Source organism: Pseudomonas sp. 14P5.3.2 (assembly GCF_057799175.1).
On record NZ_JBYOKU010000001.1, the window covers coordinates 298,655 to 318,997 of the forward strand.

A 20,343-nucleotide genomic window follows, 5' to 3' on the forward strand; every position below is an offset into this window, starting at 1 on the left:
GAAGAAATTATGAGCATTGCTCCTATCGGAGCCCAGCGTTTATATCCCGGGCTCGGGGTTGCCTCGGACGCTTGCGCAAAGGAGTGAGCGTGCCATGCGTCACTCCTTGAGCGTTGGGGAGGGCGGTGCATTCCACTACCCGTTAGCGTATTACCTCACTTTTGAGAGGCCAGCCCTCCGGCACTAATGCAGGAGGTTTGCTCCAGGGGGCTTCTACCAGCGATTTTTGAAACCAATCATCGCGGAGATTGGCATGCTCGGTGATGATGATCTGGAACCCTGGAACGTCCTCGACCGTGAACTGATACAGCAGATTAAACAGCTTGCGTACCGAATCCATGTCAGCATCGGATTGTTCAGTGTTCATTACCGTACCGTCGACCGCTTTGTAGGATTCCTCTGAAGGGAAATACACTTGGGTCGGCTGGTCGATAACCAAGAAGCGCGGCATAGGTTGATTGCTCTTGGCGCAGTACCAATGGAGGGCGAGCAGCGCAGAGAGATGGTAGGCCAGGTAGTTCTCGCCTCCGCCTGTTCGAGCCATGGGCACAGAGCGCTCAGGGCGGTCGAATATGATTGTCAGCTTCTTCAGGTCGAATCGGGCAGGGTAGGCACTGAACTCAGATTCGAACCGCTTGTTGTACAGATTGAATTGTGCCGAGATGCTATTCAGGATCGACGCCAGGCGGTCGTCTGCATCGACGTCTGCCAGCGCCTTCTCAAGTTCCTGCACGCGCATTTCCCGACGGCGATAGTCAGCCTCTTGCTGTTTCAGCGAATTGTCAGGAACGAAGCCTTCAAGGAAAAAGCTGATGCGCCCCACGACATGCTTGGCAGCGTCGCTTTGCTTCTGTGCGTTCGCCAGCAATGTATTGGCGGCGATGGCGGCTGTCAGCTCCGCTTCCTTCTCGACGATCGACTTGGATGTATTCTGAAGGCGCTGGTTTTCCTCCGCCAAGTAGCCCTGAATCTGCGGACGTTGACCCATCACTGTCTGCATTTCTGCTTCCAGGGACGCCAGTTCGCCGATGAGCGCTTGGGCAATGGGGGTGTCCATGGCCAGGTTTTTTTCCGCAAAAGGCCACTGCCATTCGCCCGTTGTAGCATTCTTTGGAAGCGACTTGATGGATAAGAGGCGGTCGATATGTTCCGATGCCTCGCTCTGGAAGCCGCTGGCACGCCGTTCGAACAGCTGACCCGTCTCAATTTTGGATTTGATCTCGCGCCTGGTCTTCCGCAGCCTGGCCAGCTCAACCTCCAGCTTGGGTACCTTGTCCTCAGGCTCGGCATGCGCTTTGGCGGGAGTCCACTGTGCTGCTGTTCTGAGGGCAGCAATGATCTCCTCGACCTCCCCAATGGCGGACTCTTGAGGGATTATCCCTACGGCCTTGGCTTCCGTCAGCAGTGCGATGGCCAGGTTTCGGTTGTTGCCCACGGCTTGCTTTGCCTGCTCCAGCAGCTTTGTTTGGGCTCTCAGGTCTCGCTGAGCTGTCCGGAGTCTGGTCTGCAGTTCGTAGCGCTCATTGGTTGACGCGCCTAGCAGGATAGGAAGCGTATCCTTGATCGCCTGGGGTTGAAACGGCTCGTTCTGGCGATAGAAAAGCTGATCCTTGTTGGTGACCAAGCCTTGTCTTTGAAAGAGGTAGTAGTACGAGTGCTTGATGGAGGCTTCGTAGCTGTTACGCGTATGCTCTTGCGCCACCTCTGTGCGGTTTTCCGGAATGCCAAGTTGACGTGACAGCAACGAGGTGACAGCGATGTCATCCGTGTTGACCACAAGCTCGGAAAACTCAGGGGGCTGCACAAATTCCCCGGTACGTGTCATGGCCAGGCTGCAGCTCGCGCCGCCTGATCGCGGGGTCGGCTTCGCCACCATGACCTGCACGTCCGGAAATTGATAGATCACTGCGAACCAAGACACCTTGTCCTGGATAACACCGTCCGAAACGTTGAAGTTCGATTGGCCCATGCAGTATTCGATGATATCCGAAAGGGCTGATTTACCTGTCGACGAGCGGCCCGTAATGATGTTGAGCCCGTCGACCTCGAAGTTGACATCGCGGCGCTGTCCATCGTGGCTATATACATGGATGGAGCTGATTTTCATGGTCGAATTCCAAAAGCGGTGTACACCGTAACCCTGTCTGCAATCTTGGCGAACTCTCTCCCCAGCAGAGCCGCTGCGCGTTGGCACGCCACTGACTCCTCGGTGCCATCGATGTCAGCCTTAACCCTCCTGGCTTTCGGAAGGAGTCGACCCTGTGGAGTGACCTCGAAGCAATCGGTGTGGTGCGCCAACGCAAATGCCTCGAAAGTGAACGGCAGCATTTCCGTTACCCTCTCAGCCAGACCGATTTGCATCTGGGGGTACGTCTCCACTGTCTTGAGCAGGTAGCCCTTGTAGTGCTTGAGCAGCGCGCTTCGAGATTCGTGGTGGAGACTCAACGGCAACACAAGCAGTGACATCGAAAAGGGCATGCCCTTGGGATCTACCACTGCATAGGCCTTGAGCGCCCGCAGCAGCACTACCGCGCAGAAGGCTGGGTTGAACAGGTTTCTGGTCTCAAAAGGACGCTGATCCCAGCGAATCATTCGGTCTCTCCAGCGGCCTTGGACAGGCGATCCAGAAGCTGTGGATGCCAGTAAACGGTGGGGTAGGGGCGCTTGTTGGCGAGAATCTGAAAGCTGCCGCGCAGGACATAGGGCTCAGTCACGCGCGCCCGGATTTTCAGGTGAGCAAGCTTCTGGGCTTCTGTCTCAGCCCAGGTGTAGAGCTTCTTGCCAACGGCAATCAATTCCGGGTCAGGGCAGTCCTCAATCGGTGCGTCGAGGGCATCATCGAACAGGGCGTCTTTGGTGCGCTCCCACTCATCCGTCAGCCGCTTTTCGTAGCGGATGATTTCTTCGGAGCCCACCAGGCGCTGTCTTGCCCAGACGGAGCGCTGCTCAAATGCCCTGTAGTAGTCCAGGATCGCATTGCGGATACGGCTGGGGCTCAGTTTCAGATCACGGAGTTGACTCACGAACAGCCGGCTATCAGTGTTCGCATCGACGGGGGATGTGGGTGTCGCGTCCTCAAAAGTGATGGGGAGATTGTCATCCTTGTATTCCTCGCTGAAACTGAACAGCTTCTCCGACACGTCCCGGGCATATACCGGCTCGCTCTGCGGGTCACAGAGCATCTGGATGGTCAGATCATTCCACCATCCCTCCAGCCGCTCGAAGACAGCGTCCCTGTGTTCGAGGCGAATGGCTCGCATTTTTTGAGTCTTGATAAGTGCCGGTAGATCGTCGATCCGAGGGGAGTTATCAATAATCACGATTCTCGATACGAAGTCCTCTTTCTCCAGCGCAGTCAGCTGAGAGAGCAAGTCTTTGATCTTGACGAACGATTTTGCCTTGCTGGTGGCAAGCGTGTCCTCCGTCAGTTGCCAAAGGCTGGGATGAGCCTTGGTGGTATCCGCTCCGTAAAGGAAGAAATTCAAGAATGAATCCGGCGCGACGGACGAGGTGGAGAACAGGAAAAACTGATAGTCAGACTCAACCCGTCCGTTGGCGATGTAACGAGTTAGCCAGATATTGACCGACTTCCAGAAGTCCACAGACAGGTCAGTCAGTCTCTCTCCAGCAGCCTTGTGTTTGAGCGAGCTCAGTGTCTTCTTGCCAGAGGACTCCAGAAAATCGAGATCATCTTCCTTCTCGATGAGGATCGCGGTGTCCTCGGGAAGCTCCAATGCCTGATACAGCGCAAAGCGAGGCTGGAAAATGTAGCCTAGTCCTTGCTCTCTGGCGCTGTACGGATCACTAGCTTTTTGGTCTGCGGGGTCGTTGCCTGCGAAAGAACTCATTATTCAGCCCATGCTCCAAGGTCGTTCATTCGGGGCCTTCTACGCCAAGAATAGCGGCGACCCACGACGAATCTGCGCCAGGCGATGATCACATCGAGGTTTAACGCGCGTAACGGCATTCTTTCCATGATGGACATCACCTAGCCAAATCTCCTTTTGAGGTATTCTGATTTGGCTGGTGGCATATGGCAATCATTAGCGATGTTCTGTCTTTGTGAGAACTGCACTTTAGGATGAGGATGCCCAAATATCGACCTGCCTATTGAACGCCGTAGAGCCGAGGCTCTGGAATAGTTACAAGCTTGGCATTGTTGATTGGGAGGCTCCTGAATAGCCTAGTGCCTTGGGGGAATGCCCCCTCAAATGCTGCAGAGAAAGCTGCGCTTTGAACACCCGCACAACGAACATTTTCTGCTGAATCCTGGAATGGATATCCTATGAAATCGAATGACCAGACACATCCCGATGTCGTGCTTGATCCCGCGCAACTTAAGCGGATCGAATCCGTACATAGGGGGTTTCTCTATCAGCATCTGTACGCTGTGGGCTGCCTCTTCCTGGCTCAAGCCTCTGGAGTGAGGGAGGTTCTGGTCGAGTTGGATGAAGACGTAGAGCTCAGCACTGATGCCGGCCGGGTGTACGTCCAGGTTAAGACACGCTCCCGGCCCCTGATGCCTGGCGACGCCGCAGGCGCATTGGAGCGGTTCGAGCTGATCCGGCAGGAGCACGGGCCAGGGCTGCGAGCTGGGAAACCCCTCTTCGTGATCGTTGTTAACCAACCGCTCGGAGAAACGCTTCAGACCGAAGTGGATGAGAACAAGACCTCCTCGGACTTGATTTACCTTTACCCAGAGTCAAAAGCCTCGCGCCCAGATTACCTTCCACCTGCGTGGTCGACTTTAGAAGAGGCCGCGCAATGGTGCGTGGCCCAGGCTGAAAAACTTAATTTCTCATTCCTTTCGCCTTCTGCTCTGACTTGGAAAATGGCCGGCTTGGTGATGTTGGCGTCTGCCGCCGGCGACGGAAACATCAGACACGTGTTCCGTAGTTCGGAGCTTCCTAGCCTTTTTGAGCAGTTGATCGTGCAACTGCAAGATTTTCCCACGCCGCCCGCCTCATACAGGCCACAGCAGAACGAGCCGACATTCATATCGGATGAGCGGGTTCGCATCATTTGCGGTTTGTCGGGCGCAGGGAAAACTACGTGGGCAGCCCATGCTGCACTGCTGGGCCCCGAACCATGTGCCTACTACGACGTCGGTGATCTCCCTGGGCCCGCTATTGCAAGCTCACTCGTCCGGGAACTAGCTTCAAAGTATTCCAAGCGAGACCCGGAATGCATCCGGCAAATCCTTCTGCCCGGTGCTAGCGGTTACGAGGCGATTAGAACGTTTGATCGATTTATGGAGCAATCTGGCGCTCCATTGGTCGTCGTTATCGACAATGCCCATCGCATTCCCGTCGCAAACCTGCGAGATCTTCTGAACGCGACTCGTCACATCCGCTTCATTCTTCTCTGTCAGCCACATGAGAATATCCGCGAGCTCGAAGCGGTCATGGCATTGCGGCGTGAGACCCTGCTGGGGTGGGATATCGACACAGTGGCTCGGGTGGCTAGTAATGCGGGCGCATTCGGTAGTGCCCAAGCATTCGAACAACTGCGGATTTACTCAGGCGGGCTGCCTCTATACGTCGATAGCGCCATTACGGTTGCCTTATCGGAATACGGAGGAGACATCGAGGCGCTTTGCGCTGATCTCGCCCAGCAAGCGAACGTGGTGGAAACGGCTCAAGAAGTTATCCTGGCTCGCGTTTACGATGGCTATGACCAGGTGACCCAGAACGCCCTGGCTGTCGTTAGCCTTGCAGACACAGGGCTCACGCATGAAGAGGTCGTACGTCTGCTATCGGCCACGCTTCAGCTGTCACAGGGCGGCGCAGCTACGGCAATCAGGAAAATCCAGGCGACAGGGACAGTTGAGGTCTTTGGTGCCAAGACACTCAAAGTCCATGATGCCATCCGTGCGCTAGGTCTACGACACCTAGAGCTCATGGGGGAGGGTGTGGTCACCGCTGGCTTGTTGGCGCTGAAGGAGCTGCTGATCAAGAGCCTGGAGAAACACCGCGATACTTCGCGGTTTTCACTTCTTACGCGGGTGTTCATCAGGCTCAACGACGTGATGACGCTCATTGGGCTGGCAGGCGAGGAGCTGTTCTACGAGATGGGGGTATCGGTCGATATCACCTCCAGCTTAAAGCAGGCGCTTGAGGATGGTGATCTGAATCCTCACCAGGCTTTCTGGGCGCTTGATGGCCTTGTGTTTTCATTCATGCGCGAAGGGCGCTTCGACGAGGTGAGTGATCCGTTGTCCGCGATGGAGCAACTGCTCGAGGAGCATGGATTTGAGGTTCGCGAGCAGATCGCATGGGCAATGAGGAAAATCCTGTTTGCCTCAGACCAAGGTCATGAAGATGAGGTGAAGCAGACCGTGGCGTACGCCGCACCAAAAATACCTGATGCTGATCACCAACGGGTATTTGACTACAACCATGCTGTTGCTCTGTGGAAGCTTAAGAAAAACAAGCAAGCTGAAGCATTGTGCAAAAAAGTAGCTGATGAGTATTTTGAAATTCTGGGGCTGACGCCTAACGGCGTCATGGGCAAGAATTCGGATGTCCTTTGGACGGTCATCAAACAACCGGCTGACGTCCATGAGCACATCAAGCATCTTGCCGATACTCTGGAGGTCTACGCCAAAGCCCGAGAGGCTCAGGGGTTGCATGCCCCTCTGCAGCGTATCCATGCTATGAAATTCTACGGGATGGTGGAGGGGTACGAGTCGATCGTTCGGGTGGGACAGGATCTGGCTGATGAGTTTGTCGGTGTGAAAGACTTCCAGGGCGCCAGAGAAGTCATGGAGCAGCATGTTCTGCCAGTTGTTGCCCAAGCAGGCCTGATTGCCCGGATGGTTCAGGTCAGTAGTCAGTATGCGGTGATCCTGGCGTGGTGTGGCGATCACCGAGGGGCTATTGCTGAAATGCACCGCTTGGAGCCTTACTTGGAAGGGTTGGACGTGGTTCAAAGGCATGAACTGGAGGGTCAAACTGCCCTAATCGCCGGCATCATCAGCGAAGCTAAGCGCGTGGCAGCAAGGCAAACAATGGTTGGGGTGGCACGCAATGAACGGTGCCCTTGCGGATCGGGGCTTAAATTCAAGAAGTGCCACGGTGCATAAACTGGTAGCTCAGCCAGTCGGCCCGCCCGTCACCCCCCCCCATTCGTTACCTGATCTCAAAGATCAACGAGCCAGGGCCCCTAGGGGGGCGCTGCCGGCGGGTGAGTGTTAGGTGGCAACCTGTTCGGGAGCTTAGATCTGCAGATAGTCGGCATACGCAAGCGTCCAAAGATTCAGTCACTTAGAGGCAAATGATGCCGGGCAGCACAGAACAGCCGGTACCACTGACCGACGCCGAATTCTCTGAGATGATGGAGGAGTTCGACCGGGCAGGGGCGTGGATGATGCATCAGCTGCAAGAGCGTAAGTCGATCATGGAAAAGCACGTCATAGGATTGGAGCGTCAGAATCTGGCGGAGCTTGAAATCGTAGAGCGGTTAGCCGCCTCTATCGGTATTGAGGCGTTCGAAGCTGATGTTCTGCGCCTGGCGGGGCTTCATGCTCTCAACCCTGAAGCAACGATTCAGGCAATCCCAGTCCAGGTGCATCCCAGTATTATCGGCATGAGCGAGTCAGTGTTCCAGGTGCTACGACGCCTGTGCGATACGCTTGTTGAGCGTGAGCCGGCGTTGTTGCAGCGCCCCAGCTATCGCTGCCGTAATGCTCAGCAAACGGCCCTTCCTTGGGAGCTATGGTTGGCCTTGGTCAGGCATGCTCGCGAAGCGTTTGACCCAGCAGGGCTGGATGCGGAGTTTTTGGCGGGGAAACTGCGTGAAGGATATTCGACTCAGGAAGCCTTCGACGCGCTTATATCTGTTCACGCATCAATTAAGCACGGCAGATGGATCGAGAGTTGTTTTGGAGGAGGGCTCATAGGCTGCTCAGGTGGGCCTTTCAATTGCAATACTCAGCCATTTCTCCCCAGTGGTAGCATCCTCATCCCACATTTTTTGAAATGCTGACTATGGCTCGGACGCAGCAAAATCTCGCAACCCTTCGCGCGTCTTTCGCCGCTATCCTAGGTGATCGGAAAGACGATCAGAGTGATGCCAAGATCCCGGATCTCCTGGCCAAACTTGGCTTGCCGGATAATCCCGGCAGTCCCAGCAAGCGTCAGCATTTAGCAGGTGCGGTGTTAATAGCCACCGACGATCAGCGGATCGTAGCCGTGCAACGTGTTTTGGAAAGCATTGAATTACCCGAACGTGAACGTGATGTACTTCAAGAACTGTTGTGGGATGACGGGACTAGCCCCACGATCCCTGCGCGATACCGCCGAGATCTGGCAAAAGGCCTCGAGCAAATCGACTTGGCTTTGGATCGGGCAGGGTTTGAGGAGGTGCTAAGTACCTTCTGGCAGATTGATGACCGGCCTTTTCTAGATTTCGCGAACAAGACGCCAACCCTGCGTGACGAGATTATTCGTCATTACATCGACAACCCAGACTGGGACGCTGTGACCCTTTTCGACATGCTCGGTGCGTACAAATGTACTGATGCTCGATTCTGTCGATTCGTGGAGGCACTTGCTTCCTCGACGGTCAGGCCCGATGAGTCTCAGCAGCGCGTTTTCATTGCGGCTGTCGACGCCGCCTTGAAGCCGTGCGGCATTCATCTTTATACATCTAATGGCGTGGACGGCTACCTCACGTCTACTTTGGTCGCTATCGGTGGAGCAAAACAGGCATCTCCGAAAAATCTCATCTTCGGTTCCCGGAAAAAGCCAGACCTGCGCTTAGGCAATGCGCTGGACAACGATATTGAGATCGTTCAAGGAGCTGAAGATGTACTGATGTACGATCGCCCTATCGGATCGGCAGGGCTCCTTTGGAGGGATCTGCAAGCTTGGTATGCGCACACCCGTGGGCTCGCCGTAGAGGATGCCAAAGTAGCGCTATACCGTCGGCTCGAGGCTAGCTTGCCCGAAAACTCACCGCCGCAAGCCCTAGCGTTTTCATGTTTTTTCCGTGCCTTTCAAAAAGATGTCCCGAATTTGCCTGCGCTTGTCCCTGAGGTCTGGTTTCACTGGGATCCGCAGACACTTAAATACCGCGGGAAAGAGGCGTTGCTCAGATGCCGGATGGATTTCCTCATCCTGCTTCCAGGTGGCGTGCGAATAGTCATAGAGGTCGATGGCCAGCACCACTATTCGGAAAACGGTAAGGCGAGTCCAAAGCTCTATGCAGAAATGATGGCCGCGGATCGAGCACTCAGACTGGTCGGTTGCGAGGTTTATCGTTTTGGTGCGGAGGAGCTCGGACGGCCTGATGCCGACAAGATGCTCATCGATTTCTACCGTGCGCTGTTCAGGCGTTACTCGCTGCTCGGTTGACACGGAGGGTGGAAGTGACCGTGCCACCGAGCCTAGCTATCCTTTTGCGTTGCCTTGCCGGCAAAGTTCCTGACGCCAAGACGTGTCATTTCACCTCTTCCAGCTTGAAGTAACGTTCGCCAATTTTGAGCGCGGCAAAGACTTCGCATTCGGCGTAGGGGTCACCGCATTGGGTCATTGGCGGCTGGATGTTGAACGTTATCATCGGCAGGCCACGTCACCATTTTGACTCGAGCTGAAGTGGGCCCAGAGCCCCTGGCTGCTCTCCATTCTCTTCTGCAATTTCGATAACAGCCTGTCTTACAGCGTCGGCCTTTTCATCAGCTATCTCACGGATGACGGTTATGGCTTTCAGTGGGACGCTCACTGCGGCACTCCTCGTTGCGGGCGTGCCCGGGCCAATCGCGGTGCTTGCTTGCAGGACTATTGCTGGGCGCTGCATTTGGCATTGGCAACGGCATCTTTGTCGCTTATCTCAAAATGCCACCCATCATTGTCACGTGGGCCACCATGGGGATTGCTCGCGGTTTGGGTCTGATGTACACCAATGGTTATCCCATCTCGGGATTGCCGGAATGATTCTGCGTTTTTGGTCATGGTGAGGTAATGGGTGTGCGGCTACCGATTCTGACCATGTTCCTGGTCAATGCAGCAGCATTCGTTCTGCTTCAACACACACCTGTGGGTAGATACATTTACGCCATAGGTGGCAACGAAGAGGCAGTACGGCTTTCCGGCGTACGAGCGCCCCGATACAAGTTGTTTGTGTACGGGATTAGCGGTTTAACCGCAGCGGTCGCTGGACTTCTATTGACCTCCAGACTGATGAGCGGACAGCCTAATGCAGGGGTTTCATTCGAGCTCGACGCCATCGCCGCAGTTGTACTAGGCGGAGCTGCTATCACTGGGGGCAGGGGGGCCATCCTCGGCACATTGGTCGGCGCTATGCTTCTCGGCGTTCTGAACAACGGTCTGAACCTTATGAGTGTCTCGCCGTATGTCCAGAGCGTGACCAAAGGTGGGATCATATTGCTGGCGATATTCATGAGCCGCAAACATCATGGCAGATGACCTTCTGCGCGGAGTGGGGATGAGTGCAGGCGTCGACACTCGATAGGGGCCCGAAGCAAGCCACTCTGTTGCCAAAGCGCTTGCCCTAAGTAGGCGGTTCGTTCGGAGCTGAACCGATCGATATCGGTCGGTTCATCACTCCAATTGCCTCAATCGTCTTCATCTACGTTTTCGGGGGCTCGGCGCTCCCACCCATGGGCGACGAAAAGCTCTAAAACATCAACATACTGGGCTTCCGCCCCTTTACGACGAACTTGCTGATAGAAGCGATTTTTCGCTTCGTCAGTGGGAAGATTCCGAGCCCCAGCATCCCGCAGCAAACCGAGCAAAAATCCGGGTGTTGCGCCAGCATCCCAGCATTGGGAGTTGATCATAAGCTTATCCAGTAGCGTATCGAGCTGCCCGCTACTTAGGTGGCCTGAAAATGGAGCTAGCAGCCTTCTGAACCTTCCTTCTGACCCACGGTAGCTACCCGATTCTCCATAGGATTCGACTGCCGGAATCCATAGTTCAGGTACTGGCGATATAGCGATCGCTTGCACCAGTTGGTCTTCATCCATATTGGCGATTGCGTCCAGCAACGCCTGCCGAAAGGCGGGGACTGAAACGCCGGCCAATATTCGAAAATCAGGCGCGTTGGCCGGATCAAAATTTGCCGCGGTTCCTTGCAGTGCGGTTTGTGTGGCCGGCTGCAATTGATTCCAAAAAGCAGGTAACGCTGCCAGAAATGCTATTGATCGCGGGCGAGTCAGCGGCTCGGAGTTGTCAATCAGCCGTGAAATCGTCGTAGACAGATCAGGCCATGCATCCGGCGCTCGGTCACGTAAGGCTATCAAGGAATGACAAATCTTTGCCTGGTGAGCCTCCCATTCTGGTGGGACGCCCTTTAATAGTGATTTGGCTAATACCGTGCCGAAGTTCTGCACATTCTGTATCTTGATTCGCTTCAAATAGCGCTGATCTACGTAGTTGTGGATACGGTCTGGGTCTGCAGGGAATCCTGCGGACTGGACATCCAGGCTGAAGATTTCGTAAATCGCTTTGCCTTGGCGAGGCTCACGAGACAGAACGCAATCAATGACGTTTACCAGGTGGAGTCTCACCAGTTCCGGTGATGGCTCGAAGAGCGCTGCCTCCGCCGAGAACGCCGGATGTGCGCATAGGTGTCGATCTTGCCGTAGACGCCCCAGATGCCGTTTGGCAATCCCGTCAATGACCTGGGTCGTATCCGCGGCATGATCAAGTATTTCAGCCTCCAGGCTGAGCAACTTTGGGATATTGTCTGCCACCGTCGCGGCATCCCATTGCCTGATGAACTCGGTTGCCGCTGCGTCACCTTCAGCGCTGATTTCGCGATATTTGGCTATCAGATCGTAGGCAAGTGCGACCCATAACGAGGTGAGAGACCCTCGAAGTGCTCCGGCCTTGTAGGCTTTCACGGCATCTAGGAAGTACCGTTTAGAAGCTGAATTGCGGATTTGGGTTACTAAGATGTCCAAATCGACGAAGCCAATGTCCATAGATATCCATGTCCTGCCATTGAGATGATGGTTTATAGCTGTGTTCTTGGCCTGAGCTGCTGAGACTCGAGTAACGTTAGCAATTACAAAAAGGGCCCATCACATATCAGGGCCCAACGCTCACAGATTGCCGAGGTCGACGAGTGTGTTGTTGTAGACCAAGTCGCCCAACGCGGCATGCCACTGCTCTGGAAAAGCATTCATGGCTCTGAGTGCTGTTGCCTTGGCATTTGCCGGTTCAACGGTGATGCCATCACGTTTATGGACATTACCTAACATGACGTAGGCTCTGCGGTGTCTAACACCCGCGGTAGCGAAAAGCTTCCCCTCACGGGAAGGCACACCAAACTTAAGGTGTTCGGTAAATGCAGTCACCCCTTCATGAATGACGATTCCACGCTCCAGCAAAATACGAGAAAGGAGGGTGATGCCTTGCTCTACGACGCTTTCCAGCGAATATGACGTCGCGCGCGAGTGAACTGCCAACAGGTCATCCACTTCCAACTGCGTTGATGCAGCGATTCCGTAAAACGACGCTCCCGTCATCCACAGACGCACGATTTCAAAAAACCTAGGTTTTACCGTAACTGGGTGCTGATTTTCATCCAGCCGGAACGCGGACTTCACGTCACTCTGCAGCTCTTGATCCTGCCATGCCCATTCAAGAATCGTAGTTCGAAGATCATCTGAGGATGGATCCACTGGCGCTGACCAATCCGTCCGGGCTGGAAGCAATAGTTGTTCGACAGATGCGAGCAGCCGAACCTTGGTACCCGTCTCTTTGATCCACGCGAGCTTGCCCTGCGCACGTAACGCCAGCAGACGTACTGCTCGGAGTTCGAACACAGATCTCAAGGTGCCGGCAGATCCTGGTGGCTGCTGATGCGCCGCGAATGTGTGTGAGGCCAGATCCGTGGCCAGCCTGACGAAATCGTTGTCCCCAAGCTCTTCCCCAATTAGCTCCAACAGCGTCGAATCCACTCCGTCCACAAGAGGATGAATAACGGCATTGGCCTCTAAGAACTCATTGGTAAGGACAATATTGTAGATTGATAAGTGATTTTCGAGATTCCGGATCAGTGTGCGCAGTGCGCCCGTCAGAGTCTCGCCGGGGCCAGCTGTCGCCACGGGCTCAACTAAGCTCCATTGGTCAGCATTGGCGCAGATGACCAACCCTTTGGTGTTGGCACCTGCGCGACCAGCGCGACCCACAAGGTTTTTGATGTCCCGTGCGAGCATATCTACCGGCTTACCCTTGCCTTGACGCCGCTGCACCGAATACAGCACCAAGGATCGGATAGGTAGGTTCACACCTTCAGCAAGCGTACTTGTGCAAATAACGAGGTGGATGTGTCGCTCGCGCAGCAACTCCTCGAGTACCTCGCGGGTTTCTTGGGGAATGTCGCCATGGTGAAGGACTGCTCCATTTCTTACTGATCGTGCCCCGATCCAAGACGAGCCAAATTCAGTCTCTAAATAATTGATTCGACTTTCCAGTTTTTCCAGGTTTGCATAAGCGATCGGATTGGGCAGTGAAAGCGGCAAAGACAACTGGTCGATAAGCTCCTCAGCTAATCCTATCGCCCCTTGATTCCCTCGTTTATTCGCTGCAAAAACCGCAGTGGTTCCCATCGTTAAGACCTTGCGGGCCGCCGCAATCGCAAGCGTCTTAATGGACGTGAACGTGTAGGTTTTATTTCGGCCTGTGGCGGGGTTTATGTACTGGAAATGGCTTCGATCCAGAAAACCGTAAATACCATATTGGCGCTGATTGGGTTCATGAGGGTGCATGTCGAGACGAACTGATTTTAATGCGCCTGCCCCCTGAGAGCGCAACACCGCAAATTCGGCAATGGCGGGTCGATAGGTGCTTCTGATAACCGTCTGTTCGTTCCCCCCCAGCCACGCGTTGATTTCTTCAATGTTGGGAACGATCGCTGACATGAACACGAAGCGGATAGGATTGATGACCCGCGCTTTCATACGTGCGAGAAGTAATTCGAGCCCAATGCCACGACCTGAGCTATCCAGAAGATGCCCTTCATCACAGATAACCAGCGATACACGCTGGGCAAACGATGGGTCAGCGCTGAGAACTCCGGACAATGATTCGGGAGTGGCGACCAATGCGCGTATTTGATCCAACCCGTGCATCTCGTCCCGCGAAGGGACGGTGCCACCATAAGCGCAGCGAGACGGTAAACCCATCGCGTTGAGTCTGCGTACCAGTGAGCTTCTTAGCTCTGATGCTAGCGAGCGATAAGGCACAACCATGATTGCGACATGTTGCGGATTCAAGTTGAGATGCCAGTAAAGCAACGTTTCGCAGAGCGTTGTTTTGCCCGCGCCGGTGGGCATCTGCAAAGCATAGCTTTGGTTGTTTTCGAGCAATCCACCCTGGATGGCTTGTATCTGCGAAGGGAAAAACTCCCACGTCGATGGCTTGCGATCAAGGAAAGAGTTGATGAGCGATGTCCAGAATGGATTCGCGCCTTGGGGTAAGACCGCACGGACATTTGATGCATGGAATCGAGTAAGAAGTTTACTGAGCAATGCGGCGGCAACCCAAGCATCTGGCCCCTCCACCAGAGCAGCTTTTTCGGCCTGAACGGCCGCCTCGACATCACTGGCAAGGGCCACCAAATTACCGGTTCTTAAGTGTTCCTGCAGTGCATGTGCTGCCTCAGATCGCAGCTGTGCTGGACGGGCCAAGAAGTCGTAGCAAGCGGCTCTCAAGCTCTGAGGTGAGCCAGGGATAGCCGATTGGCGCATGGCGAGGCAGGCGGAAGCGGGGAAATCCCCGAAATAGAATGCTGCAGCCGCGAACAGGGCTGCCTCGTCTTGGGCGATTCCCAGCTGTGCCAGTTGCACCGGTGGCAATTCTTTTGAGAACTGCAGGAAAGCATTTCCTAGCTGAGCCCAGTCAGCGCTAGGAGTGTCTGTTCCGCGAGCCCCCTCGAAGAGCTCGCCAACCAGAGATATGTAGTAATCCTCAAGCCGATTGCTGATGCGAGCGAGCTCCATCGGCATCTGTGTTATCGAGAAATGGCCAAGATGACGAGCCATGTCTGCGTTATTAATCCACGTTTGGAGTGCGGCTCGCATAGTCAAATCACCGAAGCGCGTGCAGCTTGGAACGCGGTGTTATAGGTGGCGTGTAGGTCGGGAACAGAGATTACGACCAGGGTGAAGTCGTCGCTTGCTGTAGTGGGTGCAGTCGCGAGTTCTGCTGTGAGCAAACTTTCACAGATGACGGCAACTGCGCGGTAGCGCTTGGTCGCAGATGGAGCGTCAACCGCATTGATAAAGCGGTTTAACAGAGGAATATTTACATCCCCAAGATCTTCAGTCATGGATCGTTCGCGCAGCCAGACCAAGGTCTTTGCAAGCCGGCTAACCCGATCCGTTTCACAGTCCTTAATTGCGGTGGCTATGGGATCAGATGGAGCAGAAGTGGATTTGAGCTTAACCTCGGAGCACAGGATGACATCGTCCGCGCTCGCATTGGGGTGATCGGGCATCAGGAAATGGATGACATCCGATTTGGGGGCCGGTTTAGTCCTGTCCTGTTTGAGCCGCCATTTCTTGGGGCCTATCGCTTCGGTCGGATGTTCCTTAGCTGCCTGATAGAAGTAACCTAGCACCTCACCAAAATCGCCAGCCATGGTTGATCCTGCATCCGGAAGCTTGCTGGAGAGAATTTCAGCTAACGACAGTCCAGTGCGCGCAGCGGAACGGTGGAGTAGGTCATCAGTGATGTAGCAGCGACGCAATGGCTCGGCCAACGTCGCTTGCAGGAGCGCGACATGCGCGGTACTCATCCGAACTAGAACATAGGGATCTTCTTGGCTGTGCGGAAACCAAGGCACCGCATTGCCAAAGTCGAACTGGAGATCATCCATGATTGCGAATCCATATTCACCGCTGATGCCGGTATGGCGTTTTCAGAACTGAACCGCGGTAGTTGCCCACCATCTTGCCATGCTGGATCTATAGATCACCAGTGACGCTCTCTGCGTTGTGGGAACTATTTGCTGCTCTGCATGGGATGGGATCAGAGTTACGTAAAAACTTCAGACGCAGTGCTCGATGGCCTCCCGTACCATCGAGCAGAGAAGCCTTGGTTACAACGTGGCCAGCTGCATTGCCGTTTGCTGATCAGTTACAAGCCCGGAAAATTCAGCGACCGCGCAAAGCTGCCAGGATCGCAGGGATTTTTCGCTCACCGCCAGCAAACGCAATGATTGGTCGTTTCGCCAAGCTCGGCAGAGGAAGACTCATCACGCGCTCAGCCCATCATTCTTTGATAGCGCCTGGGTGTCGACCTGGGACATCAACTGCGCAGCCAGTGTGCGCAGTTGTTCGGGGGGCATTTGGTCGAGATCGAGCAAGGAAGTCATGCCGTGGATTTTACCAAAGCAGCCCGACTGCTACAGCCAAAAGGCAGCGTTTAAAGCAATGTAATTGCGCCGGCAGAACCGACTCGTTGCCAAAACAATCCAAGCACCAGCGCCTGGAGTTGTTCGGAGTCGACTTCAACTTCCTTCCCACGATGGATGCCTGGCCAATGAAACTTGCCCTGGTTCACAGCACAAAAATTAGTAGCTGATGACCTTTAGCCTGAAGCTTGAGCTGGTTTTGAAAGCCGTTGACGGGATCGAGCGATATGCATCGATCGAGCTGCCGGTGGGTAGGGGAGATCGGCACTTCGGCGGCTGCCTTCAGAATCGAATTACTTTTCAATGGCTTCGCTCATGGCGTGAACCCTTTCTGAAAGCTCAATGATGGAATGAAGTGGGGTACGGAGTACCTTGAGTGGCTTGGCGGCTTCTCGGCCACCCCAATGCTCAACCGCTTCCTCGATTCTATCTCTATCCAACAGTGTGCCCTTGGTTACCCAAGCACCCAAAAGCCTTGTAGCTGCTGAAACCGTATTTTTACAGCTGGAACTGAGGCTCGACAGCGCAATGTCCATGATCTCTGGGGAGGGCGCGATGTCGAGTTTACGAAACAAATCAACGATGCTGCTCACATCGTTCGTCGGAGTGCTGACCAGCCGTTGCATGGCAAGATCGACGAGGTCGTCGGGGTAATTCCGGGCGATTAGGTAGAGCACAGCTCGGAGCGAATGGCCGCTGGAAGCACGCAGGATTCTTTTGAGTTCTTCTTGGTTTATGGAAAATGGCTCGCAGGATTCCATGGCTAATCTGCAGAGCCATTCGGATGAGTGAAGAAGCCCTTTCTTGATATTTACCAAATTATTGGGCGCAGTCCTGATTCTGGGCCATGAGAGCTTGGGGATGTCCACGTCCGGCAGAACTTCGAACAGTGAGCTTTTGCCTGCAAGATACAGATCAAGCACCTCACAGCACTCCTGCTGCAATGCGTCTAGATCAAGTGGCAAATGCGAGGCTACGTACCTAAGGGTGCTTCGAACGACTGCCTCATCGTGCGGCTCTTGCCACGTAGTTACATCGCCCGCAGGTATGTCCATGAATCCCGAAGCCCTCAAAAAGGCAGCCAGCTGAGGCAGTGCACGCTCACGTGGCGGGCCTGAGGAGAAACAGTAGTCAAGGGGTACAAACGCCTTGGCAATTGCGACAAACGCTTGCATACCTGAGAGGTCACCACGAAAGCTTATGCGAGCTACAGGCGACGGTTCGCGCTCGGGGTCGGTTCGATCCCAAGCTGTTGGGATGGGCTGGATTTCCCGTCCTATTAGGTGAGCATTTACATCTAATATAAAACCAACGTTTTCGAAGACTTGATTACGAAGCTGCTCCGCAAAGCCTCGCACCTGGGCGTCGGGCTGAGCCTCAAGAAATTTAAATGCCAGGCGGCGCAGAAGTGCCAGATCGCTTCTGTCTGCTTTATCCTCAGCAAAAATAGCCCTACGGTCTAAGGCTGGTACTGTGAGCACTAACGCGCTGAGTATGGCAGCCGAGTTGAGATCAGTGTCTGCATTATGATCGACCAATGCCCATGCAATGAGCCTAATGGGGGCCTGCGCTACGTAGAGCCGCTTAATGGCCTCAGCCGTGACTAAATCTGCAGCGTCCTCTGGAAGATCAGCCAGTGCTACGCCGATGGAACATGCATTACTATCTTGATCGTCAATCGCTCTGAAGGATTCGTGAATGAGTCGCTTCACGTTCGTTAATGAGAAAATGGCGTCCGGCTTGCTCAGCAATGCCAGAGCCTTTGGGATTTGGTTGGACTGTCCGCTAGCGTGGCGACGCAGGTAGATATCGATCAGCTTATCCGCCAGACCAAGTCCTACACCAAAATTGATCAACTCATCTAAACCCTCACGGTCGATTGCCCCATCGATCACGTCTTGCGACTGCTCAGTGTAGTATCGTGCTGCTACAAATTCACAGAATGTCTTGTGAATAAAAGCGATCAGCTCTGTACCAGCATGGTAGAAGGTCTCGACTAGCCCGGCCTTCTCCCAATGTTTCAGGGCGGCCCTGACGTAGCTTTTGGACACCAGCAATGGCTTGCCTACTAGCGGTGTCAGCTCGGCGGCTATCTGATCCAACAACTGGCTAAACGGCAACAATGGATTTTCAAGCAAGAGCCGTCCTGTCATGCCGAGGACATGAATCGCGATGTCAGTCAGCTCTGCACCGTCTAAAGCCCGCGCCTTGATTGGTGCCTCTTCAAACAGCTTGATGAGTTCGGAGTACAGCCTGACTCGGGTCGCAGGCAGAGCACGATTTCGATGGATGAGTACGGCTGACAAACCTAGCAGTTGAGGGCTGGTAGCGAAGGCATTGCTCGGGGCGTCATGTCTGCTATAGCCAGAGGAAAACGCGGGGTGCTCCGCGACATCCACCGAACCTGGCGCAATTAACCCTAACAGCTTGCCCAAGTTCTCAGCTCCCTCCTCGACCTTGGGTGGGAGGAGGGTGTAGTGAGCCCAATCCGACAAAGCGTTGGATGTGTATCCAATTGGCCTTGTTGTGACCACGATCCTCGCCTCTGGATGCCCCAATGAAAAGCGGCGGATATCCTCAGCTATAGCCTCATGCTCATCGGCGCACTCATCCAACGCATCGAGCAGGACGACCCAATTGAAGCGTTTGTCGTTGACGACGTCCCCACCAACCTGCCCTGAGCCGTCGAACGACTTAGTCACCAGCAGATCACTAAATGCTTTTCCATTTTGCATTCCAGCCGCGATCCACCTGAGCGGAGCGCTCAGTACCATATACCCGTCTAGAGAGTACTGATGCGCCAGCTGTCTCAGCAAAGTCGATTTACCTAGGCCAGGGCCAGACACGACCACGGCACGTCTTTTAAACCGAGCCGTCCATATCGAATCGAAACCGTTTCCTATCCCTTCGCGGATACGGATTTTCTGATAACGCGCCAATGCAGACATTGCATCAATAGCGTCTTCCTGTTCGAACTGCCGATGCTCCAACTTCATTGGGAGCAAATGCGCGATGGAGATTCGATTGGGGACGCCCAGGATGGCGAAATCCTTGTGGTTACCGCACACCCATTGTGCGAAGCTGTCGAGTATGGCAGCGGGGCTGCCATGGTCACGAAGCTTGATGCCTCTTGTTCGAAGCAATTGCACCAGATCTCGCAGCGTCCATCGCCCGCGATTCTCAATCAATCTTAATGCCCGGAAGCCTAGGATATCGAACGCTGCGGAAGCATCAGTTTCATCCACACAAATTGATCGGAGGACATTTTTTGCGGCATTGATGTCCCCGTTTTTTGAAATAAGAGTATCGATGACACGGATCTGAAGGGATCGACACACAACCTCCACCGAGAGATTGTTGGTCAGCAGGACGTCGTGAAATTCGTTCCCGATAGCAGTCAGCCTATCTGCGCGACCTTGCCCCATTCGCTCGATGTCGTTTGCAAGATCTTCTCTAATGGCGGCGCTGGTATCCGAGGCTACCGCCAAGATGCCGTAGGCGAGTGACCCGTCATGAATGGCTTGTGCCAGATCCATGAGTGCTGACCATAGCTTGTCACGGTGTTTCAGACCTTTTTTGGCTTGCACCTCGATTGCGCTGCCGTCTGTAAGCTCAATCCGCAGATCGTCACCGGCTCCCTCGCTCTCAGCCCAAACAGCAGCGGGAATATCGTCGCAGACACCATCAAGCCAACCTAAAGGGCTGCCATGCAAAATATGGCTCGCGACAATGGCTGTCAGCGAGGATTGAAAATTGGCACCGGCCCCAAAGGCTGAACCTCCTCCCGTTTTTTTGCTTTTCAGCTTTTCAGAAGAGGCTGAATCGGAATGTTCTGTCATCTCAATGACTCAATCAGGGATCTATGTTTGAAACTGTCTGCAAGGTTTCCTTGGCATCGCACTGAGGAGGCGCCAAGTTCGGCACGCAGACATGTAAAGGGGTTATGTTCGGAAGGCT

Annotated in this window: 10 protein-coding genes and 1 pseudogene; 4 read left to right on the forward strand and 7 right to left on the reverse strand. The window is 54.4% G+C overall.

The window, feature by feature from the left end; genetic code table 11:
* Positions 1 to 142: 142 nt before the first annotated feature.
* The 3 genes from AC27VU_RS01310 to AC27VU_RS01320 are packed head-to-tail and all read right to left on the reverse strand — an operon-like array spanning position 143 to position 3,848.
* On the reverse strand, positions 143 to 2,107 hold the full coding sequence (locus tag AC27VU_RS01310; protein ID WP_488723218.1) for a DUF3732 domain-containing protein: 1,965 nt from the start codon (positions 2,105 to 2,107) through the stop codon (positions 143 to 145).
* Positions 2,104 to 2,592: a three component ABC system middle component gene (locus AC27VU_RS01315; RefSeq protein ID WP_488723219.1), complete on the reverse strand. Its 489-nt coding sequence runs from the start codon at positions 2,590 to 2,592 to the stop codon at positions 2,104 to 2,106. Before AC27VU_RS01315 ends, AC27VU_RS01310 begins: the two co-directional genes overlap by 4 nt.
* Positions 2,589 to 3,848, reverse strand: coding sequence for an ABC-three component system protein (locus AC27VU_RS01320; RefSeq protein WP_488723220.1), 1,260 nt, complete (start codon positions 3,846 to 3,848; stop codon positions 2,589 to 2,591). The genes AC27VU_RS01315 and AC27VU_RS01320 overlap by 4 nt, the downstream gene beginning before the upstream one ends.
* 437 nt (positions 3,849 to 4,285) lie before the next feature.
* Here AC27VU_RS01320 and AC27VU_RS01325 point away from each other — a divergent pair, with 437 nt between their 5' ends.
* The 4 genes and pseudogenes from AC27VU_RS01325 to AC27VU_RS01340 form a co-directional block, all read left to right on the forward strand.
* The gene (locus tag AC27VU_RS01325) at positions 4,286 to 7,084 is read left to right on the forward strand and encodes an SEC-C metal-binding domain-containing protein (protein WP_488723221.1); all 2,799 of its coding nucleotides are present in this window, start codon (positions 4,286 to 4,288) and stop codon (positions 7,082 to 7,084) included.
* A 194-nt stretch (positions 7,085 to 7,278) separates the two neighbouring features.
* The gene (locus tag AC27VU_RS01330) at positions 7,279 to 7,986 is read left to right on the forward strand and encodes a hypothetical protein (protein ID WP_488723222.1); all 708 of its coding nucleotides are present in this window, start codon (positions 7,279 to 7,281) and stop codon (positions 7,984 to 7,986) included.
* 2 nt (positions 7,987 to 7,988) lie between these two features.
* The gene (locus AC27VU_RS01335) at positions 7,989 to 9,356 is read left to right on the forward strand and encodes an AbiJ-related protein (RefSeq protein ID WP_488723223.1); all 1,368 of its coding nucleotides are present in this window, start codon (positions 7,989 to 7,991) and stop codon (positions 9,354 to 9,356) included.
* 338 nt (positions 9,357 to 9,694) lie between these two features.
* Positions 9,695 to 10,427, forward strand: a pseudogene (locus tag AC27VU_RS01340) (ABC transporter permease); the annotation flags it as partial.
* Between the two features lie 149 nt (positions 10,428 to 10,576).
* On the opposite strand, the gene AC27VU_RS01345 reads toward AC27VU_RS01340, so the two are convergent.
* The 4 genes from AC27VU_RS01345 to AC27VU_RS01360 all read right to left on the reverse strand — a co-directional run bounded on the left by AC27VU_RS01345 (position 10,577) and on the right by AC27VU_RS01360 (position 20,225).
* Entirely contained in the window at positions 10,577 to 11,947 is a 1,371-nt protein-coding gene (locus AC27VU_RS01345; RefSeq protein WP_122786034.1) for a hypothetical protein, read from the reverse strand.
* Between the two features lie 120 nt (positions 11,948 to 12,067).
* Entirely contained in the window at positions 12,068 to 15,013 is a 2,946-nt protein-coding gene (locus AC27VU_RS01350; RefSeq protein WP_488723224.1) for a DEAD/DEAH box helicase, read from the reverse strand.
* 41 nt (positions 15,014 to 15,054) lie between these two features.
* Positions 15,055 to 15,849, reverse strand: a complete 795-nt coding sequence (locus AC27VU_RS01355; RefSeq protein WP_122786036.1) for a Hachiman antiphage defense system protein HamA — start codon at positions 15,847 to 15,849, stop codon at positions 15,055 to 15,057.
* 830 nt (positions 15,850 to 16,679) lie between these two features.
* On the reverse strand, positions 16,680 to 20,225 hold the full coding sequence (locus tag AC27VU_RS01360; RefSeq protein WP_488723225.1) for an NACHT domain-containing protein: 3,546 nt from the start codon (positions 20,223 to 20,225) through the stop codon (positions 16,680 to 16,682).
* Positions 20,226 to 20,343: the final 118 nt, after the last annotated feature.